This is a genomic window from Kiloniella litopenaei (assembly GCF_000982415.1).
Classification (GTDB): Bacteria; Pseudomonadota; Alphaproteobacteria; order Kiloniellales; family Kiloniellaceae; genus Kiloniella; species Kiloniella litopenaei.
This window is the reverse complement of sequence record NZ_LANI01000023.1, coordinates 35,399-62,175: the sequence shown is the minus strand read 5'-3', so window position 1 is coordinate 62,175 and position 26,777 is coordinate 35,399. Positions and strand designations below refer to the sequence as shown.

Annotated in this window: 25 protein-coding genes and 1 tRNA gene; 13 read left to right on the top strand and 13 right to left on the bottom strand. The window is 47.2% G+C overall.

Annotated features, from left to right (window positions below; genetic code table 11):
* Positions 1-26: 26 nt before the first annotated feature.
* Positions 27-1,025 (bottom strand): Gfo/Idh/MocA family protein, encoded by a 999-nt coding sequence (locus tag WH95_RS15580; RefSeq protein ID WP_046508967.1) that lies wholly within the window; start codon positions 1,023-1,025, stop codon positions 27-29.
* 196 nt (positions 1,026-1,221) lie between these two features.
* Between WH95_RS15580 and WH95_RS20730 the strand changes: the two genes are divergently transcribed.
* On the top strand, positions 1,222-2,991 hold the full coding sequence (locus WH95_RS20730) for an ATP-binding protein (RefSeq protein WP_052742076.1): 1,770 nt from the start codon (positions 1,222-1,224) through the stop codon (positions 2,989-2,991).
* Between the two features lie 38 nt (positions 2,992-3,029).
* On the opposite strand, the gene WH95_RS15570 is transcribed toward WH95_RS20730, so the two are convergent.
* Genes WH95_RS15570 through WH95_RS15560 form a run of 3 tightly spaced genes read right to left on the bottom strand, consistent with a single transcriptional unit; the run spans position 3,030 to position 5,222 of the window.
* Positions 3,030-3,263: a DUF2164 domain-containing protein gene (locus tag WH95_RS15570; RefSeq protein WP_046508965.1), complete on the bottom strand. Its 234-nt coding sequence runs from the start codon at positions 3,261-3,263 to the stop codon at positions 3,030-3,032.
* A 43-nt stretch (positions 3,264-3,306) separates the two neighbouring features.
* The gene (locus WH95_RS15565) at positions 3,307-4,107 is read right to left on the bottom strand and encodes a cobalt-precorrin-6A reductase (protein WP_052742075.1); all 801 of its coding nucleotides are present in this window, start codon (positions 4,105-4,107) and stop codon (positions 3,307-3,309) included.
* The gene (locus tag WH95_RS15560) at positions 4,104-5,222 is read right to left on the bottom strand and encodes a cobalt-precorrin-5B (C(1))-methyltransferase (RefSeq protein WP_046508962.1); all 1,119 of its coding nucleotides are present in this window, start codon (positions 5,220-5,222) and stop codon (positions 4,104-4,106) included. Before WH95_RS15560 ends, WH95_RS15565 begins: the two co-directional genes overlap by 4 nt.
* A gap of 162 nt (positions 5,223-5,384) precedes the next feature.
* Between WH95_RS15560 and cobA the strand changes: the two genes are divergently transcribed.
* The 5 genes from cobA (at position 5,385) to WH95_RS15535 (ending at position 11,858) form a co-directional block, all read left to right on the top strand.
* Positions 5,385-6,233, top strand: coding sequence for a uroporphyrinogen-III C-methyltransferase (gene cobA, locus WH95_RS15555; protein WP_046508959.1), 849 nt, complete (start codon positions 5,385-5,387; stop codon positions 6,231-6,233).
* Entirely contained in the window at positions 6,230-7,594 is a 1,365-nt protein-coding gene (locus WH95_RS15550; protein WP_342667137.1) for a cobyrinate a,c-diamide synthase, read from the top strand. Before cobA ends, WH95_RS15550 begins: the two co-directional genes overlap by 4 nt.
* Positions 7,595-7,709: 115 nt before the next feature.
* The gene (locus tag WH95_RS15545) at positions 7,710-9,098 is read left to right on the top strand and encodes an alpha/beta hydrolase (protein ID WP_046508957.1); all 1,389 of its coding nucleotides are present in this window, start codon (positions 7,710-7,712) and stop codon (positions 9,096-9,098) included.
* Between the two features lie 284 nt (positions 9,099-9,382).
* Complete coding sequence (mnmA, locus tag WH95_RS15540; protein WP_046509049.1) at positions 9,383-10,537, top strand: tRNA 2-thiouridine(34) synthase MnmA; 1,155 nt, start codon at positions 9,383-9,385, stop codon at positions 10,535-10,537.
* A gap of 142 nt (positions 10,538-10,679) precedes the next feature.
* Positions 10,680-11,858 carry a winged helix-turn-helix domain-containing protein gene (locus WH95_RS15535; protein ID WP_218044513.1) on the top strand — a complete coding sequence of 393 codons (1,179 nt, stop codon included), beginning with the start codon at positions 10,680-10,682 and terminating at the stop codon, positions 11,856-11,858.
* A gap of 37 nt (positions 11,859-11,895) precedes the next feature.
* Here the strand turns inward: WH95_RS15535 and WH95_RS15530 are convergent, their stop codons facing one another.
* The gene (locus WH95_RS15530; protein ID WP_046508950.1) at positions 11,896-12,399 is read right to left on the bottom strand and encodes a DUF6653 family protein; all 504 of its coding nucleotides are present in this window, start codon (positions 12,397-12,399) and stop codon (positions 11,896-11,898) included.
* A gap of 278 nt (positions 12,400-12,677) precedes the next feature.
* Here WH95_RS15530 and WH95_RS15525 point away from each other — a divergent pair.
* Positions 12,678-12,754 (top strand) — tRNA-Met (locus WH95_RS15525).
* A 300-nt stretch (positions 12,755-13,054) separates the two neighbouring features.
* Here WH95_RS15525 and WH95_RS15520 read toward each other — a convergent pair.
* On the bottom strand, positions 13,055-13,780 hold the full coding sequence (locus WH95_RS15520; protein WP_046508948.1) for a glutamine amidotransferase: 726 nt from the start codon (positions 13,778-13,780) through the stop codon (positions 13,055-13,057).
* A gap of 63 nt (positions 13,781-13,843) precedes the next feature.
* Positions 13,844-14,605 carry a FadR/GntR family transcriptional regulator gene (locus tag WH95_RS15515; RefSeq protein WP_046508945.1) on the bottom strand — a complete coding sequence of 254 codons (762 nt, stop codon included), beginning with the start codon at positions 14,603-14,605 and terminating at the stop codon, positions 13,844-13,846.
* Positions 14,606-14,719: 114 nt separating this feature from the next.
* Here WH95_RS15515 and WH95_RS15510 point away from each other — a divergent pair, with 114 nt between their 5' ends.
* The 5 genes from WH95_RS15510 to WH95_RS15485 all read left to right on the top strand — a co-directional run bounded on the left by WH95_RS15510 (position 14,720) and on the right by WH95_RS15485 (position 20,480).
* A complete protein-coding gene (locus tag WH95_RS15510; protein WP_046508944.1) occupies positions 14,720-16,072 on the top strand; it encodes a glutamine synthetase family protein in 1,353 nt (450 codons plus the stop codon).
* Positions 16,073-16,096: 24 nt separating this feature from the next.
* Entirely contained in the window at positions 16,097-16,519 is a 423-nt protein-coding gene (locus tag WH95_RS15505) for a nuclear transport factor 2 family protein (protein ID WP_046508941.1), read from the top strand.
* A 17-nt stretch (positions 16,520-16,536) separates the two neighbouring features.
* Positions 16,537-17,874, top strand: a complete 1,338-nt coding sequence (locus tag WH95_RS15500) for a pyridoxal phosphate-dependent decarboxylase family protein (protein WP_046508939.1) — start codon at positions 16,537-16,539, stop codon at positions 17,872-17,874.
* Complete coding sequence (locus tag WH95_RS15495; RefSeq protein WP_046508936.1) at positions 17,871-19,244, top strand: aldehyde dehydrogenase family protein; 1,374 nt, start codon at positions 17,871-17,873, stop codon at positions 19,242-19,244. The genes WH95_RS15500 and WH95_RS15495 overlap by 4 nt, the downstream gene beginning before the upstream one ends.
* A gap of 270 nt (positions 19,245-19,514) precedes the next feature.
* The gene (locus WH95_RS15485; RefSeq protein ID WP_046508933.1) at positions 19,515-20,480 is read left to right on the top strand and encodes a Gfo/Idh/MocA family protein; all 966 of its coding nucleotides are present in this window, start codon (positions 19,515-19,517) and stop codon (positions 20,478-20,480) included.
* Positions 20,481-20,581: 101 nt separating this feature from the next.
* Here WH95_RS15485 and WH95_RS15480 read toward each other — a convergent pair whose 3' ends face one another.
* The 6 genes from WH95_RS15480 to WH95_RS20725 all read right to left on the bottom strand — a co-directional run bounded on the left by WH95_RS15480 (position 20,582) and on the right by WH95_RS20725 (position 25,924).
* Entirely contained in the window at positions 20,582-21,319 is a 738-nt protein-coding gene (locus WH95_RS15480; protein WP_046508931.1) for an ABC transporter ATP-binding protein, read from the bottom strand.
* Entirely contained in the window at positions 21,320-22,099 is a 780-nt protein-coding gene (locus WH95_RS15475; protein WP_046508929.1) for an ABC transporter ATP-binding protein, read from the bottom strand.
* A complete protein-coding gene (locus WH95_RS15470; RefSeq protein ID WP_046508928.1) occupies positions 22,093-22,926 on the bottom strand; it encodes an ABC transporter permease in 834 nt (277 codons plus the stop codon). The genes WH95_RS15475 and WH95_RS15470 overlap by 7 nt, the downstream gene beginning before the upstream one ends.
* Positions 22,923-23,876 carry an ABC transporter permease gene (locus WH95_RS15465; RefSeq protein WP_046508926.1) on the bottom strand — a complete coding sequence of 318 codons (954 nt, stop codon included), beginning with the start codon at positions 23,874-23,876 and terminating at the stop codon, positions 22,923-22,925. The genes WH95_RS15470 and WH95_RS15465 overlap by 4 nt, the downstream gene beginning before the upstream one ends.
* A 90-nt stretch (positions 23,877-23,966) precedes the next feature.
* Positions 23,967-25,514 (bottom strand): ABC transporter substrate-binding protein, encoded by a 1,548-nt coding sequence (locus WH95_RS15460; RefSeq protein ID WP_082114189.1) that lies wholly within the window; start codon positions 25,512-25,514, stop codon positions 23,967-23,969.
* A 35-nt stretch (positions 25,515-25,549) separates the two neighbouring features.
* Entirely contained in the window at positions 25,550-25,924 is a 375-nt protein-coding gene (locus tag WH95_RS20725) for a hypothetical protein (RefSeq protein WP_052742074.1), read from the bottom strand.
* A gap of 321 nt (positions 25,925-26,245) precedes the next feature.
* Here WH95_RS20725 and WH95_RS15450 point away from each other — a divergent pair, with 321 nt between their 5' ends.
* Entirely contained in the window at positions 26,246-26,611 is a 366-nt protein-coding gene (locus WH95_RS15450) for a hypothetical protein (RefSeq protein WP_046508924.1), read from the top strand.
* Positions 26,612-26,777 lie beyond the last annotated feature (166 nt).

The window sequence follows — 26,777 nt, the reverse complement described above, 5'->3', positions numbered from 1 at the left end:
TGCATAATTGTTGATGGAACCAGGTCCTAAATATCTTCCCAAAGCTTTGTTTGACCGGCTAGATAGATTGCATCGATTATTCGTTGGTTTTTGTATGAGTTTTCTAGGGAAAATATTTTTTTTATATCAGAGGGATCACCACTTAAAGCGGCCTGTGAGAAGGCTTCGATCTGCAACTTGTATTGATTTACACCGGGAAAACGGAATTTTTCGTTATGGGTGTGATTTGCGTTGTATAGCGTCACTGTATCTGCGTCATAAAGACCAGCGTTGAAGGGGGCAGATACTTGAATCCATCCCTTGTCCCCATGAAATGTGATTTCCTGCCTGTGGGCAAGCTGTGTTGCCACATACATCGTCATTTCAAAAGTGCCAAAGTCTGCGCAGCAGGAAGCATAAATGTCTGTAGCAAAATCCTTGTCGTACTTGACTCTTGAAGAAAGGGTGACAGGTTCCATTCCTGTTGCAAACCTTGTTGCAACGATTGGATAAACGCCAATATCGGGCAATGCGCCACCCCCGAGTTCGGGGATGTTTCGCATGTTACTGTCATCCTTGTTAAAGTAGGTAAAGGTCGCCTGTATATGTGAAAGAGAGCCGATTGAACCATCTTGGATTAGATCACGAACTTTATGCCATTGAGGATGGTAAATGATCATAAAAGCTTCTGAAACCAGAACACCGTTTTTATCGCGGGCCTGAATGATGTCTTCTATTTGAGATGCCTTTAATGAAATTGGCTTTTCACAGAGAACATGTTTCCCGGCATTCGCTGCTTTGATCGACCATTCTACATGATGTGAAGTCGGAAGGGGGATGTAGATCGCGTCTACAAGATCGCTTGCCAAGAGTTCTTCATATGATCCAAACGCATGGGGAATAGCAAAGCGTTCCGCAAGGGTACCTGCCTTTGATTTATCTCGGCTGGCGATGGCGGTGATCACAGTATTGTCAGCATTTAAAATTGCCGGAATAACGTGTTCTACAGCAATTTTGGCAGTTGAAAGAATTCCCCAGCGAAGCATAGTAAGTCTCTGATTTAGTTGTGATCTACCATAAGGATGACGTTTTCTGGAAAACAAGCAAGTATAAATGAAATAGGGTTAATTGAGCTTTTGGTCAAACCAATCTTGTTTTGCTAGATATAAGGGGGTAAAAGCTCAAAAAACAACTCTTAAAAAAAACTCCCAATATAGCTTTTTCTAAAGGGATCACTTCAATATGCGCTGGTGGAATAACCCTCACTCAGTTCGAGCCCCGCTTATCCTGACGATCGGTTTCGTATTGATGGTAGGTTTTTTGATTACAAATTTCCTCAGCTATCAAATTTCAAGAAACAGCTTACGTGAAGCTCTGATTAATAATGAACTCCCTCTGACGAGTAACAATATATATTCAGAAATCCAGCAGGATTTGTTACAGCCTGTCTTTGTGGCCTCTCTTATGGCGAATGATATCTTTGTTAAAGATTGGTTGATTGAGGGAGAGAAAGACGTTGATAAAATTGCCCGATATCTGGATGAAATCAGAACGAAATACGATCTTTTTACAAGTTTCTTGGTTTCTGAGAAAACTCGTAATTATTATCATTTCAAGGGGTTAACGCAGTCAGTCTCTGAAGATGATCAGAATGATACTTGGTTTTTTCGAATAAAAGATGGGGTGTCAGAATACGAACTAAATGTTGATTTGAACGAAGCTCAGAATAATACGACAACCATTTTTATTAATCATAAAATTTTTGATTATGATAATAATTTTCTTGCAGCCGTTGGCGTAGGGCTCAAGCTGGATACTGTGGCTGAAGTCGTGGGGTATTACGAAAAAGTTTATGGCCGGCATGTATATTTTGTCGATGATGCGGGGAAGATCCTGGTCAGATCTGAAGGGGCAACAATCGAAGAAGATAATATATATTTTGCTGATGGGATATCTGTCGTTGCCAAGGATATCATGGCGGCTGATAGCGGGTTCTTTGAGTATGAAAACGCTGGAGAAGCTATGTTGTTAAATACGCGCTTCATTCCACAGTTGGGATGGCATGTTATTGTGGAACAGGAAGAGGCTCTGGCTTTAAGCGCTATAAAGGATGGCCTTTTGACCAATTCACTGATTGGTGTAGCGGTTATTACGCTGACTCTGATTATTGTTTTCTATGCAACTAATGCTTTCCACTCTCGTCTGGAAATGATGCTGATTGAGGCCAAGATGGCCAGACGGCAACAAGAAGTGCAATCAAGTGAACTCGCAACGTTGGCTGAACAAGAAGCTGTTTTGAATGAGCAGCTTAAATATGAGGTCGGAATTAAAAATAAGTTCTTTTCCATTATTGCTCACGATTTAAGAAGTCCTTTTACGTCGCTTTTGGGTATGACCCAGATGATGTCTCAGATGGCGGATAAGGTGAGTAAAGAGAAGCTGGTTGACTATGCGCGTGATGTCAATGAGACGGGTAATCGGGTCTTTGATCTTCTGCAAAATCTGTTGGACTGGTCCCGCCTTCAAATGATGGAAAACACTCTGGAAAAGCAAGCCGTAGATCTTAGACAAGTTACACAGGAAAGTCTGGAAGTTCTCAATCCTATTGCAGAGGAAAAAGGGATCGCCCTTATAAATGAAGTAGAGAACATCGAGGTTTTTTGTGATCGCAATATGGTTTTGACTGTGTTGCGGAACTTGCTCGCCAATGCTCTGAAGTTCTCAGTGAAAGGGGATAGTATTTCTGTTTCTGCACAAAAAGTTGCCGATATGATTGAGGTTAAGGTCTCTGATCGTGGTGTTGGTATGTCTGAAGAGCAAGTGATGAGGATCTTTGCTTTGGATGAAAAGACATCGACAATTGGTACCGGCGGAGAACACGGGACTGGATTAGGTTTGCCTTTATGTAAGGACCTGCTCAATCGTAACAAAGGACAGATATGGGTAGAGAGTAGCTTGGGCAATGGATCAGATTTTTATTTCTCTTTACCGGCAGTACGTGGTCGAGATTAATAGAAAACGGAATTTGTATTGAGTGATCTTAACTCAAGTTATTCTTCCGGCTCGTAAAACTCTGTATCCAAATCATCAAGTTTTTCGGAAAAATATTTTCGCGCATCTGCGATGCCTTGATTGTATTGTGATGGACCAATTTTCTGTAACAGGAAATCGACGATCTCTGCAGCGCGAAATTCACTGATATCTTCGTCAAATTCCGAGTAGTGGAAGTTGATCAGGGCCTGGATAATGTCGGCTCTTCGTTCTTTTTCAAGTTTGATGCGCATGATCTCAATACTTTCTTTTTTTTGAACGGATTTAAAGCTGAGTTCAAGAGAGAGTGCCGAGCCATTCCAGGCAATCTTCTATTGTCGTTTTTACCTGTACAGGGGGTAAGGAGGGCCGCGCGATCATCAAGACAGGAATGTTGAGCTTTCGGGCCGCGATAATCTTTGCACTGGTTGCGGAACCACCAGAGTTTTTGCTGACAATCAAATCAATTTTGTTTTCTTTTATAAGCTGGGTTTCGTCGTGAATTGAAAAGGGGCCACGTTGCAAAATGATTTTCAGGTTAAATGCTTTTGTCTCTGTCGCAGGCGGTTCGATCATTCTTGCCACGAAGGTATGCTTTTTTAGTACGGTAAAACCGTTGAGCTCTTTTTGACCTGTTGTTAAAAATACAGTCAAAGAATTCTCCAGAGATCGCAAATAATCCTGTGCGGACTGCATATCAGGAACATCAATCCATCTGTCGCTCTCTTCTTTTTCCCAGGCCGGGCGTTGCAAAATAAGGTGAGGGATTTTAACTTTTTGACATGCTGCCCAGGCATGCTCGGTGATGGTCGCGGCAAAGGGGTGGGTCGCATCTATAACGATGTCGATGGTGTTTGTCTTTAGGTATTCTATAAGACCTTCTATGCCGCCGAAACCACCAAGCCTTTCGTTGCCGGATACTTTCTGACGGTCTGTGGTGACGCCAGCGCGTGATGTCGTCACATGATAGGCGGGATTTAGAGCGAGGCGATCTGCAAGTTGGTTGGCTTCGGTCGTGCCGCCCAGAATTAAAATGTGTCTCTGAGCCTTGTTATGGCTTGGTTGCTTTGTCGTTTTTCGGGTGAGTGTTGAGGTCATGTCGCAAATCCGGTTTTGGCCACAATGGTTCCGGGGCGATCAATGATAATGATCTCTACTTCTGTTTGATTCCTGGTACTATTTTTTTCAGAGCTTCCGCGCAGAATCTTCAGGGCTTCGGTTTGGGCAAGTTGAGCAATTTTTTCCGCCAGCGGAATTCCTTCGCCAAGGCAGCGAACAAGGATTTGGTTGGCGGTATTGGCGGTTTGTGCTTCTTGAATGATATCTTCGGGGGCGCCTATTTCACGTAATCTATCGGCGAGCCACGACATATCGACCTGACTGCGTCCGGAATGAAGATCCATATGTCCCATGGCAAGTTTCGTCAGCTTGCCAAAACCACCGCCAATGGTCAGTTTGGGGACAGGGTGATCGCGCAGGTACTTGAGCATCCCGCCGGCAAAATCGCCCATATCAAGCATATCTGTATCTTCAAGACCGTAGAGGTCCATAACAGCTTTTTCCGATGTTGAACCTGTACAGCCGGCAACGTGGGGGCGATTGGTGGCTATGGCAACGTCAATGCCGCGGTGTATGGAATGAATCCAGGATGAGCAGGAAAAGGGAATAACCACGCCAGTGGTCCCCAGAATGGACAGGCCGCCAAGAATGCCCAATCGCGGATTCCATGTTTTTTGAGCCAACTCCTGGCCGTCGGGAATAGATATTTCAATTTCCACATCACCGGGCAGATTATGTTTTTGGGCAATTTCTGTGATGACTTCGATCATCATTTTTCTGGGAACCGGATTGATCGCAGGTTCTCCCGCCGGAATGGGCAGGCCCGGCTTGGTCACCATGCCAACCCCTTCGCCAGCGTGAAAGACTATGCCGCTTCCAGGCACGCCATGTCGAACCCGAGAGATTATCGTGGCACGATGGGTGACATCCGGGTCGTCGCCCGCATCCTTTATAATTGCTGCCATGGCAGAGCAATCGTCTTTTTCTTCTCTGCTAAGGGCAAAAGCAGGTTGCTCTCCTTTGGGGAGAGTTATAGTAACAGGATCAGGAAATTGATTCGTCAAAAGAGCTGTATAGGCCGCTTTGGTTGCCGCAGTGGCACAGGCACCGGTGGTCCAGCCTCTTTTCAATTTTCCTTCGGGTTTTCGTGCCATGACAGTATAATACTAAATCGTTATTCTATAGATCGTTCGGCTTTGCTTCTGAAAGAGAAACAGAAAGTAACATCAGTTAACAAAGTATCTTAATAGTTTGGGTTATCTTCCCAAAGAGAGATATCTTCTAACTGAAGCTACACGAGAAGGACAGTGTGATAAATGGATAAACTGCCTCTAGACCTTCCAAATTTTGAACCCGGCTGGGTTTGGCTTGTTGGTGGCGGACCGGGTGATGCTGGCCTTTTGACACTTTATGGTTTGCATGCGCTGCGATCAGCTGATGTTCTGGTCTATGATGCGCTGGTTGGCGAAGATGTCCTGAAAATGGCCCGTGAAGACTGTGTTCTTGAATACGCAGGTAAGCGGGGTGGAAAGCCCTCTTCAAAACAGGCTGATATTTCTCAACGCCTTATTCAGTTGGCAAAAGAGGGAAAAAGAGTTCTTCGCCTGAAAGGCGGTGACCCTTTTGTATTCGGTAGAGGCGGCGAGGAAGCTTTGGCACTGGTGGAAGCCAATGTGCCTTTCCGAGTGGTTCCGGGTATTTCCAGTGGTATTGGTGGTCTGGCGTATGCCGGGATTCCTGTCACCCACCGGGATTGCAATTCGGCGGTGACCTTTCTGACCGGGCATAATGCCAGTGGTATTGTGCCGGATAACATTAACTGGGAAGGGCTTGCACAGGGTTCGCCCGTTATTGTGATCTATATGGCGATTAAACATCTGGGGGATATTGCGCAAAAATTAATGACCCATGGCCGTTCTGCGGATGAGCCTGTTGGCATTGTTAGCCGTGCATCAACACCCTCGCAGGAAGTACTGGAAACAAGTCTGGGATGCTGTGTGGATGATGTTGCCAAAAGTGGTATTGAGCCGCCTGCGCTTGTGGTGATTGGCGAGGTTGTGCGCTTGCGTTCCGGGCTTGACTGGATGGGGGCGATGAACGGTCGCGTTCTGACATCTGACCCGCTTAATTTATCAAAAAATGTTGATAAGGTTGCGAACGCTTGATTTCCCAAGATTGTGCCCAAAGTATCAAACAGCAGGACGCTTCTGTAAAAGCAGAGCCCCCTAAAGGACTGATTATTGCGGCACCTTCTTCGGGCAGTGGCAAGACCACGCTGACTTTGGCGCTGTTGCGTTATTTCAAAAACAACAACCTTCGTGTTAGCCCGGCCAAGGTTGGCCCGGATTATATTGACCCGGCCTATCACGCTGCCGCTGCCGGGCGTCCTTGTTTTAACCTAGACCCTTGGGCGATGAGAGATGAAAGTCTGTCCTCGATCATTACCCATAGCGGACAAGATGTTGATGTGATCCTGACCGAAGGCGTGATGGGGCTTTTTGATGGCGCGGCCGGTGGTGCCGGGTCAACCGCTGAACTGGCAAAAAAAACCGGGTGGCCGGTTATCCTCGTTATTGACGTTAAGGGGATGTCAGCTTCGGCGGCGGCTATTTTACATGGCTTTGCCTCTTTTGATCCAAAAGTGACCATTGGCGGTGTTATCTTCAACAGGGTTGGATCTCCGCGACATGCAGAGTTACTCAAAGAAGCCTGTACTCCCCTTGGGATCCCGGTTCTCGGATACCTGAAAAGGCAGGATGATCTGGTTTTGCCCAACAGGCATCTTGGTTTGGTGCAGGCAATTGAACATAGCGAACTTGATGTTTATCTCGACAAGGTGGCAGAGCAGGTTGGACGTGATGTTCATTGTGAAGATCTTTTGAAACAGGCGCGATTGTCTGTTCTTTCGCACAATGACATGCACAGTTTTGTGCCGCCGATAGGGCAAAGAATTGCGATTGCCCAAGATGTTGCATTTTCTTTTGTATATCCCGCGCTCTTAGAAGGCTGGAAGAACGCTGGGGCAGAGCTGAGTTTTTTTTCTCCCCTTGCAGATGAAAAACCCTGTGCCCAGGCTGATGCGATTTATTTGCCCGGCGGATACCCCGAACTGCACGTGGGGAAGTTGGGGCGTAATCTGGCCTTTTTAGGTGGCCTGCGTCAGGCTGCGCAGAATAACAAAACGATTTATGGAGAGTGTGGCGGATACATGGTTTTGGGAAAGGGTCTCGTTGATACCCGTGGGAACCATCATGAGCTTTCTGGATTACTACCCGTTGAGACGTCTTTTGCTGTTCGACAACGATCTTTGGGATACCGCGATGTTACAACACTCAATCACAGTTTCCTCGGTCGAAAAGGGTCAACTTTTAAAGCGCATGAATTCCACTACTCAACCGTTGTCGGGGATGAGAGTGACAACCCATTGTTTGATGTCAGGGATGCCGCGGGCCAGGAAAAAGGACAGGTGGGGTGTGTACGTGGATCTGTGATGGGATCTTATATCCATCTTATTGATCAATACTAAGTGAGAGCGCTTTAAGTTCTGATTAGAAAATAAAAACTGTGTTATTATGTTTCTGTTATTATATTTCTGGGGGGTGTGCTTAATCAAGGCCACAGGCTAGAGAGGAATGTTCTAAGTGCAAGTAAACAGAGAACGTATCCATAGTTCTGCTCAGTGTTTGCCTCCACCCCAAACCTACCCAATGATCAGAGGAACAGTTGGTCGATACCTTGCTCGTCCTTGGTTCGATGCTTTGGCTCTTCGGTTAATCGTTAAATATTTATTCCCTTTGACCCGCGTTTTACAGACGGCGATTACAAGTGAAGGGGATGCCAGCAGACTGATCAGTGATCTTGGCCTGAAACGGGTATCGCCCGATAGTTGTGACAAGGCCTTGACCGAAGTTTGTATCCGTCATCACGTTGCAATGTCAGCTTTTGAGAGATGGAAAATCGTCATGTTTGGCGATGGTCTGAGTATTGCCGGGCGTGTTTTTGCTGAAAGGCGTCGACAGGAAACACAACAAAGGTTGTTGGAAGCTTCTCTACTTTTTAAGGAAATTCGCAAAGAAGTTTCACCTGTTCGATGGCAACTGCCAACCCCAAAGGAGTTCTTTGGAATTTTTGGCGATTATCTGGATGATGTAGAAAGTTTCTATCATCCCCCCAAAAAGCTGCCAGCAGTTCGCTCGTCACACTCAATTCACGGTGTATATGGCCGTGAATATTGGTTGCATTATGATTCTGAATTTGGTGCTGAAAACTGGGTACGGTGTTATGAACCACTTACAGGGTTGAATCCGTCAGCTCCGACAATAATTTTCCTTCAAGGTCTGGGAGTTGAACAGGACTGTTTTCAGGATAGGGAAGATCCCGTTTGTGCGCTGACTGAATCTGGTTTTCGCGTTTTGCGTATACAACAACCCGGTCATGGTTTTCGAAAGACACCGGGTTTTTATGCCGGGGAACAGGTCTTCAGCGAAGGCCCCATGGGGCTGATCAGGCTCTACAGGCAGTGGATCTCAGATATTTCCGTGTTGATGAACTGGGTGCGCCAACAACGGGGTGGTCCTGTTGTTTTAGGTGGGGTGAGTTTAGGGGCATTAACAGCTCAACTTTATGCGTCTGTTGCCTGGAATTGGCGTAATGATTTGAAACCGGACTCGCTTCTTTTAATTGGTACGAGTGGAAATGTATTGGACGTATTGCTAAAAGGATGTTTGACCCAAGCTCTTGGGATCCCTCAAAAACTTTATGAATTGGGTTGGCGCGAGGCTGATTATCTTAAGTGTCTGCCCTTTGTACAGCCAACGGGGCATTCTGTTGTTCCACCGGAAAAGGTTATTTTTATGCTAGGGCAGGCAGACAAGCTAACGCCCTATAAAGGCGGGCTTGATCTTGCAAACCGTTGGCGGGTTCCCCCGGAAAATAGGTTTCTCAGAAGTGGCAAGGGACATTTTTCACTGTTAATTGATCTTGTTCGCGATCCGATTGTTTTAAGACGATTGTGTGAGGTGACGTCGTAGCTAACGGATTAATCAACTCAATGATTGTTGTTATAACGCATGCAATTATGGCACAGGTGATCTGTGAGGCCGGGCATTAACAAGATCATCGTTATCTGTTATGTTGCCCGAAATTTTTAGAAAAGTTGAATGTTTGAAGTACTGTCGAAATCCTGCTTAAGGTGAGAACAGTCGATAGGTACTGATCAATTCAGACTTGATTACCCTTGGGGATGGCCTTACATAGCCATCAGACAGGCTTTGGCGGTTGGCGTCATCGCAAGTTATACGAGATAAGCGAACTCATGAATTCTCTTGGTATAGATAAAGAACCTAAAGATACACGCGTTGTTGTTGCCATGTCCGGTGGTGTCGATAGCTCTGTTGTCGCGTGTATGCTGAAAGAAGAAGGTTATGACGTTATTGGCGTTACCCTTCAACTCTATGACCATGGAATTGCTTTGGAGAAAAGCGGTGCTTGCTGTGCCGGGCAGGATATTTATGATGCCCGTACAGTGGCGGATCGTTATGGGTTCCCGCACTATATTCTGGATTATGAATCACGCTTTAAACAGGACGTGATGGAAGATTTCGCTGATAGCTATATGCGCGGTGAAACCCCGATTCCCTGTGTGCGTTGTAACCAGAAAGTCAAATTCAAAGACATGCTGGCGATGGCCAAGGACCTTGGCGCAGATGTGATGGCAACAGGCCATTATGTACAGCGCATTGATGGTCCAAATGGTCCGGAACTGCACCGGGCTTTTGACGATACAAAAGACCAGACCTATTTCCTGTTCACAACAACCGAAGATCAACTTGATTTCCTCCGGTTCCCCCTCGGCGGTTTGCCAAAAACGGAAACCCGCAAGATTGCTGAACGAATGGGGCTATCCGTTGCCGATAAGCCGGATAGTCAGGATATCTGCTTTGTGCCGGACGGGTCCTATGCTCGTGTGGTCGAACGTCTGCGTCCTGGTGCCTTGGACAAGGGTGATATTGTGCACCTTGATGGCACAGTTCTGGGTCAGCATGACGGTATTATTAACTATACGGTTGGGCAGCGTCGTGGCATCGGCGTTGGTGGAACCAGTGATCCTATCTATGTTATTCGCCTCGATGCAGAGAAAAAGCAGGTTATTGTCGGCCCGAAAGAAGCGCTTTCCCGTGATGTTGTTCTTGTGAATGAGCTAAACTGGTTGGCAGAGCCTTTGAATGATCGTGGTCGCGAAGTCACTGTTAAGCTTCGGTCTGCATCGAAACCAACCCCGGCCACAGTGTACCCCGAAGGGCAGGGATTGGGCATGGGTGGTGCCCGTGTCGTCTTGCATGATCCGCTGTATGGTATTTCACCGGGGCAGGCCGCTGTTTTTTATGATGGCGACCGTGTGTTGGGCGGCGGCTGGATTGTCTCTACGGAAAAGCAAGCCTTGAATGAAGAAGCACAGGGTGCCGCTTAGATTGTTGAGCCAATAGGCTCATTTCTTTCTGGAAATCCAATTTTGTTCCTGTTACGTTCTGTGGAGTGTTTCTTTCTTCATTTCACAGAAATAGCAGCGCATGGTCTCTCAGATAAGCAATTCCCAAGCCCGAAGACTGTTTATGGAGCGACAGGGTTTATGCGATAACCCTGCTTCGAAACAGAGTAAATCCGCATTGCTGGACTTGATAGAACGCATGGGTTTTGTGCAGATCGACAGTATCAATACTGTCGAGCGCGCGCATCACATGATCCTCTTTTCCCGAAACCAGACCTATCAGAAAAAGCATTTTGACCAGCTTTTGGAAAAAGACCGTTCGCTGTTTGAAAACTGGACGCATGATGCATCGGTTATCCCGACGCTCTTTTACCCCTATTGGAAATACCGTTTTGGACGCACAGAAGCTTATTTGCTGGAACGGTGGCGCAAGTGGCGTCGGGAAGGCTTTGAAGAAAGTTTTCGGGCCGTTCTGGACCATATTCGTGTGAATGGCCCCACCCGTTCCCGGGATATGACAAAACCTGATAAAGGGCCAAATACGGGGGATACAAAAAAGAAAAATCAGGGCTGGTGGGATTGGCATCCTTCCAAGACTGCGTTGGAATTTTTGTGGCGTACCGGGGCTTTGTCTGTTGATCGGCGCGACGGCTTTCAGAAGGTTTATGACGTAACGGACAGAATTATTCCATCAGAAGTCCTTTCCCAAGATATCGACCATGAGAGCTTTATCGACTGGTCGTGCCGGTCCGCGATGGAGAAACTCGGTTTTGCGACGCCGGGGGAACTCGCTGCTTTTTGGGATGGCATTAAACCTGCCGAAGCCAAGATCTGGTGCGAAGACAGACTAGACAAGGAGCTTGCCGAGGTTGAAGTGTTATCTGCTGATGGCAGCAAGCCCCGTAAAGTCTATGCTTTTGAGGGCATTACAAGTCAGTTGGATAGCTTGCCGACTGCCCCGAAGCGTGTCCGGGTGCTTAGCCCTTTTGATCCCTTGATCCGGGATAGAAAGCGGACCGAACGTCTCTTTGATTTTTACTACCGTATTGAGGTCTTTGTCCCAGAAGCAAAGCGACAGTATGGATACTATGTCTTCCCTTTGCTTGAAGGGGAAAATCTTATTGGCCGGATTGATATGAAACGACAGGGAACAGAGCTGTTTGTCAAAGGTTTGTGGTTTGAGCCCAAAGTGCGGGCCAGCAAAGGACGCTTGAGTGCCCTAACATCCGAACTGGATCGGATCAGGCGTTTTGTTGGCTGTGAAAGTCTGACCTTTGCAGATGATTATCTGAAGTCAGGTTAACTCTATCATCTTACTTCTAGCTTAGAGGAAAAAGGCCTTAATAAATCCACTCGGCAAGCTTCGGGTTTATTTCAATGGCGTCGTTAAAAAGCCAGACCATACGGTCACAAAACCACATCTTTCCGATGATCATGGCAAAACCAAAAAACATGGTTGGCCAGAACAGGTTCAGGTAGGCCGTGATAATGCCGCCAAAAAATCCAAACCCGGCCAGGATGCCCAAGGCGCGTGTTTGGGATCTGTGCATATCAAGAAGTTCATCCAGCCCGTCGAAGGGAATTTCCTTGAGCCAGATGCGTTCACCAAAGGTGACCTGCGAAGCCCAGAAGTCAGTGTGACGGGGTTTGGGGAAAATGCGAGGGTTGAGATACATCCAGAAGGCAAAGAGGCATAAAAGAAAACCCGCGACAGTCCAGCCCCATGCTGCGTGAGACCATATTGCCGGAAATATGAGCCATCCTGTGGTTACACGGGTCCAGCCAGACCAAGGATTGGAATGGTGTTCCCAGGTATTTTGCGACATTTTGAAGATGTTTCGCATGATATCACTTTGCTACGATTTTTCTTTCGCCCAAGAAGGTGTGTGGAAGAGGTTAGTAATCTGGAAAGACTGATACAAGCTAATATTACAGCTCTTTACATTCGTTGTCTGTGGGACTTTGTATAGATTGTAGGTTAGGGCAGAGGGGTGAATTTTCAAAAAAAATAAAAAGCGCATCACTCCGCTATTGACAGTTTTGTGTCATGGCATTATCACCCCTCTTACAGCGCGGATGGTTGACGAATCAGTTAATCAAAACGGCACTGTCAAAGCCTTATGGCGGAGTAGCTCAGCTGGTTAGAGCAGCGGAATCATAATCCGCGTGTCGGGGGTTCAAGTCCCTCCTCCGCTACCAATTCAAAAAAGCCCTGGTAAACACCAGGGCTTTTTTGTTTTTACTCAAATTTTAAAAACTTAAAACTGGTTAAACCAGTTTTTGTGACGCATTATCTGTCTTCTTTCAAAATGTACCTTTGGTTTCAGATTGCATCGGAATCATAATCCGCGTGTCGGGGGCAAGTCCCTCCTCCGATACCGTTGATTCCTTGAAATCATCCCCTAAAAAAACCTCTGGTACTTGGATTGTGGCATTGTCCATTAGGTGTGACATCCAGTAGATGTGGGCAGAGGCGGCATCTTCTTTCTTGTTCAGCGTTTACGCGGTTTCCACAAACTGCTGGATTTCGGGGTTCTCATGTTGAGCAAGCCAATCTTGTAAAACGCTGCGGTGAAGAGCTTCCAATGTGGGACTTACACGGGCTGTCTCTTTAACAAGATGGGGTAAACCACACATCGAATGGATCCGGCCAATATGGCCAATGAACCATCGACGCAGGCCCCTTTCAGTTACTTCCCCGTGAAACTGCATCGCCAGATGCGGACCATACGAGAAAGCCTGAACCTTGTAAGAGGGGGTTGATGCCAATAGCGTTGCTCCTTCAGGAAGCTTGAAAGTATCGCCATGACAATGAAAAACTTCGCGGTTTTGGGTCGCATAGTGATTGATAGGTGAATGTCGACCAGCTTGTGTCAGTGTCAGTGGGGACCAACCGAATTCAAACGAATCTCCTACATAGACCGTTGACCCAAGAGCCTGAGCTAGCAACTGCGCACCAAAGCAGATTCCAAGCACAGGTTTGCCAGCCTCTACGCGCTCTGCGACGGCTTTCAGCTCTTCTTGTATGAAGGGGAAGTTTTCTGTTTCATAAACACCGCAAGGGGCACCGAGTACCACTAAAATATCTGGTTCCAGTGCATCTATTGGATCTTTGTCATACCAAGCATCATGGTAAGCGACTTTATAACCTGCATTGCGGAACTCTATATCGAAGCCATCAAGGTCCTCATAAGATACATGTCTAATTACGAGTACAGATTTCATACCATTATCTCCTTTTATGGTATGATATAATACCTTTTATTGGAAGTGGCAACCTTTAGTATTTTATCGGGGGAGGAGACCGCCGAGGAATGAGGTGGTACCAGAGACATGTAGTCCCATAGCCTGTCGTGCGCCAACGGCGTCGCCCTTTGCAATTCTTGCGACAATATCGGCATGTTGCTGGTTGGAATTCAAAAGCGCTTCCTTGCTGGGGGGGAGGAGATTCAGGAGTTCATCTAGTTCTGATTGTGTGTCGATGCACATTTGAACAAGTTCGGAATTTCCGGTTAATTCCCCCAAAAGAATGTGGAACTGGATGTCACTGGCGCGAAAAGCGGTGAAGTCACCAACGAGTTCGGTCATCTCTCCTACCTTTTCACGAAGAGCACGAATGCCAGTGTCATCAATGCGTGTGCAAACGAGCTCGCAGACGCCTGTTTCTATAATAAAACGCTTATCCAGAAAGTGTTTAACCTGTACTTCATCCCACTCTGGCGAATCCAGAGAAGTTTCTAATGACCACTGGGGTGGTTTTTCTGCAACGAATGTTCCCCCGCCGCGTCCGCGTTTCACTGTTAGAAAACCGCCCTCTACAAGTACCTGAATAGCGGATCTGACCGTGGTACGGCTTATGCCCATCATTTCTGAAAGCTCTCGTTCAGGAGGGAGTTGTTCACCAGGGGACACCAGACCGAGTTTTATCGACTTTCCAAGTCGCCCTACAGTTTCTTCAAAGAGATTTGCTGCCCCGGGCGTTCGTTTGACGAGTATGGTCTGTGCGAAAGATTCCTTTCGGCTGGCTTCCTCAGGTTTGTGTTTATTCATCTATGAACTCCTGACGCACATTTCAGCTTGACGGGTTATTTAAGGTATGTTTTTATACCTTTTAGTAGACCATATAACATTCGTAAACCTTATAATATTTCGCGAGGAGGGCAAATGCAACTCGAGGAACTGGAAGGTCTGGTTAAGGCCAATGAAATAGAAACTGTGATCGTTGCAACACCTGATATGCAAGGCCGCCTTGTCGCGAAACGTATGACCGCTCGGCATTTTATCGAGGCAGGGAAGAACGGTGTCGGAACTTGTTCAGTTGTTCTGACCTGGGGGCACGACCATTCGCTGGATGAAGGGTATGAACTCTCTAGTTGGGAGAACGGATATCCGAATATGCTGGTGCGCCCGGATATGTCGACCCTTACACTTTACCCGTGGTTTGAAAAAACAGCATTTGTCATGGGGGATGTTATTGATGCAGATGGTACAGAGGTCAATGTTGGACCACGAACATTGCTCAAGAGTATGAATGAACGTCTTCATGGATTGGGCCTAAAGGCAAATTTCGTTTCTGAACTGGAGTTTTACATTCTGAAAGAAACGCCGGACAGCGTCTTTGAAAAAGGGTTCGTAAACCTTAAGGGAAAACATCAGACATTACATCCAGAGACATTAATGCGTACGTCGGAAGACGAGCATTACCTTGGCCCCTTGAGGACTCACCTTGAAGCCGCGGGTGTTGCTGTCGAGATGTTCAAGGCAGAATATTCAGCCAGTCAGGTTGAAGTCATATTAAAATACGCAGAGGCTATCAAGGCAGCAGATGACCATATGCTTCTTAAATATGCTGCAAAAGAAATCGCACTGCAACAGGGGCTTGTTGCGTCGTTTATGGCCAAACTTGATCACACGCTTGGGGGCAGTTCCTGTCATATACATATGTCACTGGAAGATGAGGCCGGGAAATCGGCATTTTCATCGGGTTCGGACGGTAGTGAATCGTCTGATATCATGCGACATTTTTTAGCTGGGATGACACATTTTGTACGTGATGTGTTCCTGTTTTTTGCGCCGAACACAAATTCATACAAAAGGTTGCGTCCAGGAACCTTTGCACCAGATACCGTCACTTGGGGGGAAGATAATCGAACGGTCGCTTTTCGTTTGGTTGGCAGCGGCAATGCCAGACGGATCGAAAACCGTATCCCGGGTGCCGATGTTAATCCCTACCTCGCTTATTCAGCAATGCTCGCGGCGGGCATCAAGGGGATTGAAGACAGGCTGGAGCCACTTGGGGATCCTGTTGTTGGTAATGCTTACGAAGGGGCGGATGCTCCCCGCTTACCACAAACACTGGACGAGGCGGTGGAAGCATTCACGAACTCGTCTTTTGTCAGGAAAATGTTTGGAGAAACATTTCAGCAACACTATGCCAATTATGGGCGCCAGACTGTTCTGGCGGCACGTACAGCTGTGACAGATTACGAACGGCGTATGCTGTTACTTGATATCTAGCCAATAACAACAAGGAGAAATATCGTGTCAAATGTGACAGAACAATCCCATTTGCCCAAAGACCCCAAACAGTGGGTTAAAGATTTGGAAGCCATATGGAAAGCACATGATGGGGACGCGGCTTCAAAGGGATATACAGATGATGCTGTACTTCATTGGGGGGCGAATCAGGTGCAGTCTGGTGACGCTTTACGGGAAAGACCAGGGAAGTGGTTTTCGTTCGCGACTGATTTACAGATAGACAAAAAGTACATTGCTCATACGAACGATTGCATTGTTACAACCTGGGACAGCAAATACACCGACCCCGATACCGGGAAAACTGTTTTCGAACGTGGGATAGAGTATTTCTATTTTCGCGAAGGTCTGGTCTGTGAACAACACGCCTGGCAATCCAGCTGGAATGCAGGTGATGACGTCGATGAAACGCAGTTTAGCACTGCTTGAACAACGGAATTTATAAGATGACGAATGACACAAGTTTCCTTCCGTCGAATATTGAGCTGCGTGATCTGGCCGAGGAGGTTGGTGGCATCCTGCAAAGCTTGTTTCATGCAGTTCGCCCGATGCCCGGCGGGGTGGATCTACTCCCTCTTGTGCCATCCGTTGGAGAAGGTGCCGGGGCTTTGCCAAAGCTTTGGCACCTTATTCTTGAAAATGCCACAAGGCTGGATTCTCCACTGATGTCAGGGCACATGGATACGGCGCCTCATCCTTATGCAGTTTTGACACAAACGATTGTTTCGGCTCTTAATCAGAACATGTTGTTCCGAGAGCTTTCGCCCTTCGCAAGTAATATTGAAGAAAGCCTGATCGAATTGTTCCTTGATCGACTTAATCTGGGGAGCGATTGGGGGGGGACATGGGCAAGTGGCGGATCTATCGCCAATCTAACAGCTCTCTTTTGCGCTGTTGGAGGTTATGATGGGGGTGTTGAACGAACCAATGTACATATGCTGTTACCTGAGTCCGGACATGCCTCGCTAAAGAAAGCGGCTGCAATTTTAGGAATTCCAAAAAGCCAGATATCTTTGATCAAATGCAATGATGCCGGGGCAATTGATATTGATGCCCTTGATCAATCGCTAAGTGGTAAAGCCGGTTCTGCACACTGTGTTGTTACGAGTGTGTTGGGGACAACTATCCACGGGTCTGTGGATGATATTTCTGGGATTTCCAGCCTTTGTCAGAAGTACGGTGCATGGCATCATGTTGATGCCATTTATGGTGGGGCGCTGATGTTTTCTAAATCACATCGGAAACTTTTGGCTGGTCTTAGCGGGGCCAATTCGGTTGTTGTCGGTCCACAAAAATGGATGTATGTCCCACGGGTTTCTGCCGCCGTACTTATTTCCGGAAAAGATGATTTCGACAGGAAGCTGGGTGTGAGCATGCCCTATTCGATTTCAGGTGAGACCCACAGAGGTTTCTGGGGGCTTCAAGGTAGCAGGCCGGCTGATGCCGTGGTTTTGTGGACTTTGTTACAAGCGCTGGGAACAGATGTCATTGGCCAACAGATTGATGCATCCATCGCTCTGACGCAGAATTTTTACAAGTGCTTGCTGGATTGTAAGACAGTAGCTCCGGCGCATGTTCCTGACCTTAATCTTCAGGTCATTCGTCCGGGTGGCAAGCTGGATGCAATTGAGATTCAGAAAAACCTGACGCGAGAGGGTGGTCTTTGGACAAGCGTTTCGCAATGGCGTGACCAGATGTATCTTCGAACTGTACTTTTATCCCCCAAATTGAATGAGAAACATGTTTCAGATTTTGCAGTCTCTCTTGAAGAGGCGGCATCATGAATACTGATTTTAAGCTTATTTCTCCTGTCGATGGTTCTGAGTTCAAGTGCATTGCATATTTGACCGATGAAGATGCGGCAGAAACGATAATAAAAGCGCAATCGGTACAAGGGGCATGGCAGGCAACACCGTTACGGGACAGGGTAATCATCTGTGAACGGTTTATTGATGAACTGCTTCGTAAGTCGGATGAAATTGCATCAGAACTTACTTGGCAAATGGGGCGGCCGGTTTCTTTCTCAGGAAAAGAATTGCTGGGGCTAGAGGAACGCGCTCGTTATATGGTGTCTAAGGCGCAAAAGGGATTGCATCCTCTTGAGATCGAGAGTGAGAATTCAACCCGTTATATTGATCGGGTTCCACACGGCGTGTGTCTGGTTATAGCTCCCTGGAACTATCCATTCCTTACCGCGATAAATACAATTGTACCGGCACTTTTGGCGGGGAATACTGTAATTTTAAAACCTGCGGGTCAAACCGCGCTTTGTGGTGAGCGCATTCACCAGGCCTTGCGGGCGGCCGGATTGCCAGAAGGCGTTTTTCAGTCGGTTTTGGCTACTCATCATCAAGTGGCTCAATGGATCACGCAAATGTCGGTCAATTTTATTGCGTTCACTGGGTCAGTAAGGGGGGGCAAGGCTATTGAAACGACAGCGGCAGGAAAATTTTTGCCAGTCACACTGGAGCTGGGGGGGAAAGATCCGGCGTATGTAAGAGCAGATGCCGATCTGGACCATACCGTTGCTTCTTTGGTTGATGGTGCATTCTTTAATAGTGGCCAAAGTTGTTGTTCAATTGAACGGATCTATGTTGCGCGAAGTCTGTTTGATAAATTTGTCACCAGATTTAAGGATGAGACACGCAAAACACAAATTCTGGGGAACCCGTTCAAGAGTGAAACTACACTGGGACCTGTTGTTTCAGCGTCGGCAGCAGATGGTATTCGCAAGCAAATTGCAGAAGCGATTTCTGCAGGCGCAGAAATTGTTACAGGGATAAATGAACCAGATAACTCTTCGCTCTACCTACCAGCAACGACATTGATAACTGTGAATCACCATATGCCGGTGATGACAGAGGAAACTTTTGGCCCTGTTGTCGGCATTATGCCAGTGGATAGCGACGAAGAAGCCGTGCGTGCTATGAATGACAGCCAGTTTGGCCTGTCTGCTTCAATTTGGTCAACGGACAAAACGGTATCAGCTGAGCTGGCTCGGGCTGTGCAAGCCGGAACGGTGTTTGTTAACCGTTGTGATTATCTGGATCCTGCATTGGCCTGGGTTGGTGTAAAGAATTCTGGTCGGGGCTGTTCTTTGTCCGAGCTGGGGTTTCATCAAGTGACACGCCCAAAATCCTACTCAATTAATTAGGGCCGGTCCTTTGTCCCCCCCCCTTGAGGACCCCCTCAGGGATGGGAAACCTTGGGGAGGGCGTATTTGCGCCATCCCCTTTTTTTTTGCCTCCTTGAAAGAACCATTTTGTGAAAGCAATAAAACTGCAGTTTTTCCTGTCACGAATAATTTAACAAACTTAAAACTGGTCAAACCAATTTTTGTAACGCATTATCTGTCTTCTTTCAAAATGGACTCTTGGGGGGCGAATTAACTCTTTGGGTTCGAAAATACAGGCGGGATAGAGAAATGGCGTTGGGGATTGGTTTTATTGGTTTGGGCATTATGGGGAACCGTATGCTGACTAATATGTCTGTGCATGGTGAATTTAATTTGGCTGCTGCCTGGGACCCCAGTGATGTTGCGCGGTCCGATGCTCGGATAAACTATCCGGCTTTGGAAGTCGTTGGAACTGTCGAAGAAGTCATCAAGCACCCGCATGTTGATGTGGTATATATTGCCAGCCCTCCAGCGTCCCACCGTGAGTATGCCTTGGCTGCTGCGGCGGCAGAAAAAGCAGTCTTTTGTGAGAAACCATTGGGAATCGACGTTGAGCAATCACAGGAAATGGTTGCGGCCTTTAAGGAAAAAGCTGTTTTAAATGCCGTTAATTATCCGCTTGCCAATTCTCAGGCCGCTGACCTGATGAAAGTTGAGATTGATGCTGGTAAGCTGGGCAAGATCAACTCTGTCGATATTCGTCTTCATTTTGCCCCTTGGCCTCGGGACTGGCAACAGGATGCGACCTGGTTGTCACAGCGCGCAGAAGGCGGTTTTGTGCGCGAAGTGGGATCACATTTCATTTACCTGACCGAACGTCTTTTGGGTACTGCCGAGCTTTTGAATACCTGCGCGATTTATCCGGAAGATGATGTTTCCTGCGAGACAAATGTACAGGCCCAGCTTGCTTGCGATAATATCCCTGTTTCTTTTCACGCTAGCGCGGGCGGTGTTGGTCCCGATGTTGTTGAGTTTACGGTTTGGGGAGAGAAAAAGTCCTATCGCCTGACCATGTGGGATCAGCTCTATTCAACGACAGGTGACACCTGGGTGCGGGAACTGTCCGAGATCGAAGATGCGCGGCAACATGGTTACATGCGCGGGCTGGATAATCTTATCGCTTGGTACGAGGGCAAAGACTGTTCAATTGCAAGTTTTGCCGATGCCTTGTCTGTGCAGGAAAAGGTTGAAGCAATTCTGTCCGGTGACTTCTAAGCAAGAAAAGTCACTTGGCTTAACGCTTTCTAATACCTTGTTTGATCGTTCGTCGTGTAAGTTTTGACACTTCTCTCTTCACGCCTTGGGTAAAAATTAACCTAAGTTTCAGACAGAGCGAAGCTGGCAAATGTTTTCGTTAAGGCGTGACGAGGGGTATGGATGAAATCAGACGTTGGTCTGTCTTCGATAATGCGTCCCTGATCAATCAATATGAGCTTATCCGCCAATCGCCAGAGTGTTCGAAGATCATGGGAAATGATCATCAAGCCGAAATTATAAAGCTGCTGCAGGTTGCTCAATAGCGATATAATGTTTTTTTGTGTCACAAGATCCAGTGCGGAAAAAGGTTCATCCAAAATCAGAAATTCGGGTTGGGCAGCGATAGCCCGTGCCAGGGCGATGCGTTGACATTGACCGCCGGACAAGGCGTGAGGCCGCTTTTGCATAAGAGAAGGGGTGAGACCAACCTTATGTAGCAGGTCTTGCGCTTTTTCATACCGTAGTGTTTTTGTCGTTCCTTTTTGTGTTTCCATGGCTTCTTCGACAGAGCGAACAGCGGATAAAAACGGACTAAGCGCCATATGGGGATCTTGCCACATATATTGGATCTTGTGCCCGGTTTTACCGAACCTGGGCTGAAATATCGTGCCATCTATTTTCAGGCAGGGCTGGTTAACTTGATGGATGCCAACCATTGCCTTGGCCAGGGTGGATTTTCCGCAACCGGATCGGCCCAATAATCCTGTTACCTGACCACGTTCCAGTGTGAACGAGATATCGTGCAAGATTTTATCGCTGCCAAGTGACAGGGACAGATTATCGACCTGAAAACTCATTTAGGCGACCCCCATGGCATCAATAATTTCCCGGGTGGTTTCAGCGCGGTCGCGATAGGTGAGCTCGTCCCTTGTACAACGATCAACGATCTTGCCATTTTGCATGACCAAAAGATCAGGACAGACACGTTTGACAATTCTGATGTCATGACTGATGAACAGGCAGGCGGATTGGGTTTCTTCCAGCATGATTTCCATTGCATCAAGAACGTCCCGTTCCGTTAAAACATCCAACCCCGTTGTGGGTTCGTCAGCGATCAAAAATCGTGGTTTCAATAAAAGAGCCATCGCCATTAAAACACGCTGTTTCATGCCACCACTGAGGTGGTGCGGATACTGTTCCAGACATCGTATCGGCAATTGCATACGGTCAAAGGCGTATTCAATAACATCTGACGTCGCGGCTTGATCCTGATCGATAACCGTTGATATCTCCATCATCTGTTGCTTGATGGTCAGGGCAGGATGAAGTGCGCTTCCCGGGCTTTGAAAAATACAGAAAATGCCTTGGCCCCGGACGCGACGTTTTTCTGTCCCGGAAAGAGTATAGATATCCTGTCCTTGTAGAATAGCTCGCCCTTGTTTCCTGAAAAGTGGTGGACGCAGTATGTCCATGATAGCGTGACTTGTAACTGACTTTCCACAGCCAGACCGTCCGATAAGACCAAGGTGTTGTCCTTGTGCCAGAGAAAAACTGACATCATCAATAATCGGCTTGCGATCTGTTCCCTGTTGACAGATTGTTAAATGCTCCAGCTTGAAAAGAGGTGTCTTTACCATCGGAAAGGGCTCCTGTTATCAAGCTTGTGCCTTATTCCTTCACCGAGCAGGTTAAATCCCATCACGGCGAGACTTATTAACAGGCCGGGGGCAAGCAGCAGACCCGGACGCTCAGTGAAAAAGGGGCGTGCTTCGTTTAACATCGCCCCCCATTCAGCTTCGGGCGGTTGTGCTCCAATTCCCAAAAAACTGAGAGATGAAAGCACGAGCAGGATCGATGCCATTTCCAAACTCATCACAACAAACAAAGGAGGTAATATTTGAGGGAGAATATGTCTTGTGACCAGCTTAACCGGACCTATGCCACATTGACGCGATGCCAGTACAAAATCTTTCGATAGAGCATCTGTTGTCAGGGTGTGAACCAGACGGGCAAGGCTGGGCCACCAGGCCAGCGCGACGCCGATGATGGCTGAGTTAAGCGATGCCCCCAAAAATCCGATAATGACCAATGAAAAAATGATCATGGGAAAGGCGAGGAAAATATCGGTTATTCTCATGAGCAGGTGGTTCACCCAGCCGCCGAACATCGCGGATATAAGCCCGATTGGTAAAGCGATAAGAAGGATACTTACGGCGGTCATTACTGCGGCCCCAAGGGAAAGCAGTGTCCCGGACATCAAACGCGAGAGCACGTCGCGACCGAGATGATCAGTGCCTAAGGGATAGGTCCAGCTCATCCCCTCGAGCCGACGGACAAGATCCATTTTGTTGGGATCATGCGGGGCCAGATTTTCCCCGAAGAAGGCGACCAGTAGCAAACATCCAATCAGGATAATACCCGTATTTAAGCCAAGAGGGGTGGCACGCAATGACAAGAGTTTCATTCGATAGCCCCCTGAGGACTGCTCTGTTCCCTGAAATGTGGGGTCAGCCAATAGTTCAGGAGATCGGCAATGAAATTACTGGTAAAAAAAATCAAGCCCATGAAAAGCAAATAAGCCTGTAAAACAGCAAAATCGCGTTCGAAGACAGCCTGTAGAGCCATTTGCCCAAGCCCGGGCAAGTTGAAAATATTTTCAACAATAACGGATCCGCCCAGCAATGCGCCAAAGGTTACAGCCCAGTTGGTCACCAAAGGTGGCAGGATAGATTTCATAATGTGACGGTGCAGGATAAGGGCAGGATTAAGACCCTTGGCGATTGCCAAACGGATATAATCTTCGCTCATAACAGCTAAAATTCTATCTCTCATCAAGCGTCCCATTGTTGCTGCACTGCCGAGAGAAAGTGTTAAAATAGGCAAGATCAAGTCATACCATGCCCCTGATCCCAAAAGGGAAATCCATTCAAGGCTCAGGGCGAAAATAAATAACAGGAGGAGAGCGAGCCAAAAGGAGGGAATGGAAACCATAAATATGGAAAAGAGCTGAACGAAACTTCCCAGAACTTTTGACCGGGTTAACGCGGCAGTAATCCCGAACAAGGCCGAGAGTAAAATCGACAGCGCGAGGGATAAAGCTGCCAGTGTGAGGGTCAGGGGAAGGTGTGTTTTAAACTCTTCGATTACGGAGCGCCCGGAAGCAATAGACTGTCCCATATCCAGATGAAGAAGCCGTATTAACCAGTCGAGATAACGTTTGAAAATCGGCTGATCCAAGCCGTATTCCTGACGCAGGGCAGCCACTTGATCCGGCGTGAAAATAACGCCAAGACGTCGCAATTCCATCTCGACAGGATCGCCGGGGGTCAAGGCGACCATGAAGAAACCCAACATGGACATACCAAGCAGAGTTGGAATTGCCGTGGCCATACGTTTTAGAATGAAGCTTCTCAAGTGGCGTACTCCTCTCGCTCAAGATTTTTGCGTAATCTCAAGCTGTGATCCGCAGGCCAACACATCAGCCTGCGGAACTCACAAGCCAAACTATTTGACTGTTACGCGACCATAATCAATCCAGTCAGCGTGCTCAAACATGGGAATTTCCATGCCGGGACGTGACAGGTTGAAATTAGGCACCATGAGAATTGGAATAGCGGCCAGCTCATCTTGGACAATCGATCTGTGTGCTTGGCGAACATAGTCGATGATTTCTTCACGACTTTGCGCCGCCCGGGCTTTTTCCAACAAAGCATCTACTGTTTTTCCTGGGGCGGTATATTGATACCCCCAAGGTGTTTTTGAATGGAACAGGTTGTAGAGCAGATAGGTTGGGTCTGTATTGTTGTTGGACGCAAATTCCATATAGAGGTCAGCTTCACCAGTTGCGAGATAGGTATCGTCATACACGCCGGAATCATCCACCTGTACCAGATCAATATCGATGCCGATGGAACGGAACATCTGTTCCAGCAATTCTGGCATCGGGCGAACGGAAGAGACATTTGGATAGGCCGCAACCAGTCTGAGTTTAAGTGGGCGGCCATCTTTTGCGCGCATACCATTTTCACCCAAGACCCAGCCAGCTTCATCCAGAAGAGCACCTGCTTTGTCGGGATCGTACGCAAAGCCGTCAACGTGATCATCTCCCAGATCAAACATCCAGTTTGGCAATATGCCCTTGGCAACTTCACCGCGACCATCGAACAGGATCTCTGCCAATTGCGGACGGTTAATCGCATAGGCAATTGCTTCTCTGACCCGCTTGTCCTGCATCGTGTCAAAAGGGGCTTTGCCGTGCATGTTTGCGAGCAGGGCAACGTAACGGATAGGTCGAGATTGATGAACAACAATTGAACCGTCTTTAGGCAGGGCCAACATCATCTGCGGGGTAACTTCGGCAATGACATCGACCTCATTGTTTTTTAGGGCGAGAAGACGCACCTGATCATCAGCGATAAAGCGATAGGAAATTTTCTCAATTGCTGGCTTTTCACCCCAGTAATCATCATTTCGTTTTAACGTGATGGATTGCTTCGGTTGGTAATCTTCCAACAGGTATGGGCCTGTGCCAATGGGATTTTTACTGCGATCCCCGGTAGTTGAGAAGAGCGAGGCGCCGCGGTGGGTCATATTTTCGATGACCAGTGCGGAACCGATTTCAGATTTGAATGTAAAGCTATAGGGGCCTGTCTGCTCAAAGCTTGTCTGGTCAATCTGAAGGAAATCGGATTTTCCCTGATCATAGAGCTTTAACGCCGCAATTGCGGCTTCGGCATTAAAGTCTGATCCATCGTGGAACTTGATGCCTTCACGGACATTGATTGAATAAACCCCGTTTTTGTAATCCCAGTCTTTAAAAAGAACACCCTGAGGTTTGAAGTTTGCGTCCGGCTTGACCGCAGTCTCTACAATTTGTGCAGAGGGGCGGCGGGTTGTGAAAGAGAACTTTTTGGCATCAACGCTGTAACGGTCTTTTTTGACGGCGATACGAAGATGTGTTGATTCTTCTGCGATTGCTGAAGGTGAGAGTGGCAATAAGCAACAGGCAATTGCGATACTCCCTGCACGTAACGTGTGGGTAAATGCTGACATGATCTTGTCCTTGAATTTTGAGAAATAGTGCGGTGTTAACTCAAAATAGAAGGAGGATCCCGGGGGCGGTAGGATGTCAGAAGAGGAGAACAACGATGACAAATATCATCTTGAGGCAACAGACGTACCTTAAGTTCCTGTGATGGAACGGGTAAATCCGTCGTGTGGTATGCTGTTGCTTTTATTGCACTAATTGCAAAGCTACAGACTGAATTTTGCTGTTGTTTTGGGTCCGGTTTGATTGGTTGACCGTTTTCATCAACCACAATGGTTTTCATGCCTTGTGCGGTACAGATGACAATTTCAATACCATCTGAACCGTTGGCGGTCATGAGACCAGGCGGCACAAAAAGCTGCAGCAGCGCGAAGTATAGCGCAAACAACCCTCTTTTTGCCGAAATCAATCTCACAACTTTAAACCCTTGATCCTGTAATTGTCGCTAAGCTATGCCAGCAGTTTTAAGAATGCAACGTGCTATATTGTCCAAGTGTATTTCTTCGGCATTCATGAGCTGCATAATATAATTTATCTCCAAGCCTGGTATTGGCAATGAGATAGATCAGGTCAAAGTTAGGTTGAAGACCGATAATCCTGTTGCCTGCTTTAGAGTGAATGGGTATTGAGTGTTGAAACTCGGGTTTTGCTGTCATAGATCAGCTCGGGGTTACTGCAGAATTGCTGTCTTTTGAGTTCAGGGAAGACGGATTGGCAACTTATTGGGATTAGATGAATGTCTGATTATACTTTTTACGTTGGTCATTTAAGATTTATTGCCAATCGGACCGGACGGGTGAATGAAGAGGTCTCCAGAATGATGGATATTCTGGAGGATATCGCGAACCAAATTGAGACAAAGTCGGCTTTTAAACTAAAGGCACAGGATCTGCGGTTGGGCTCTCGCGCTTTGGCCGGTGTTGCCGGGTTTCTTCAAAAGCAAATCTTGCCGGAAGTTGTCGCCGCACAAAATGAGGCCGGTGAAAAGCAGGTGCGATGGGTCATTGATACCTCGATGGCTTTTACATCAAAGATTCTGATGCATGCTGAAATCACCAGTGACAAAGACGACCTTGAACTGGATCTTCCAAAAGCTCCTTGATAAATTTGGCGCACAAATTCACTCAACTAGAGTTTTTTTAAGGGGATTATCCTGTTGGTGATTTTGCCGTGTGTTTTCTTTGTGAAGCAGACGCTATTGGGCATTCATAGGCTTGTCTTATTCATTGCATTTTGTGTTAATCTGCCTGATACGAGCTAAGAAAGTG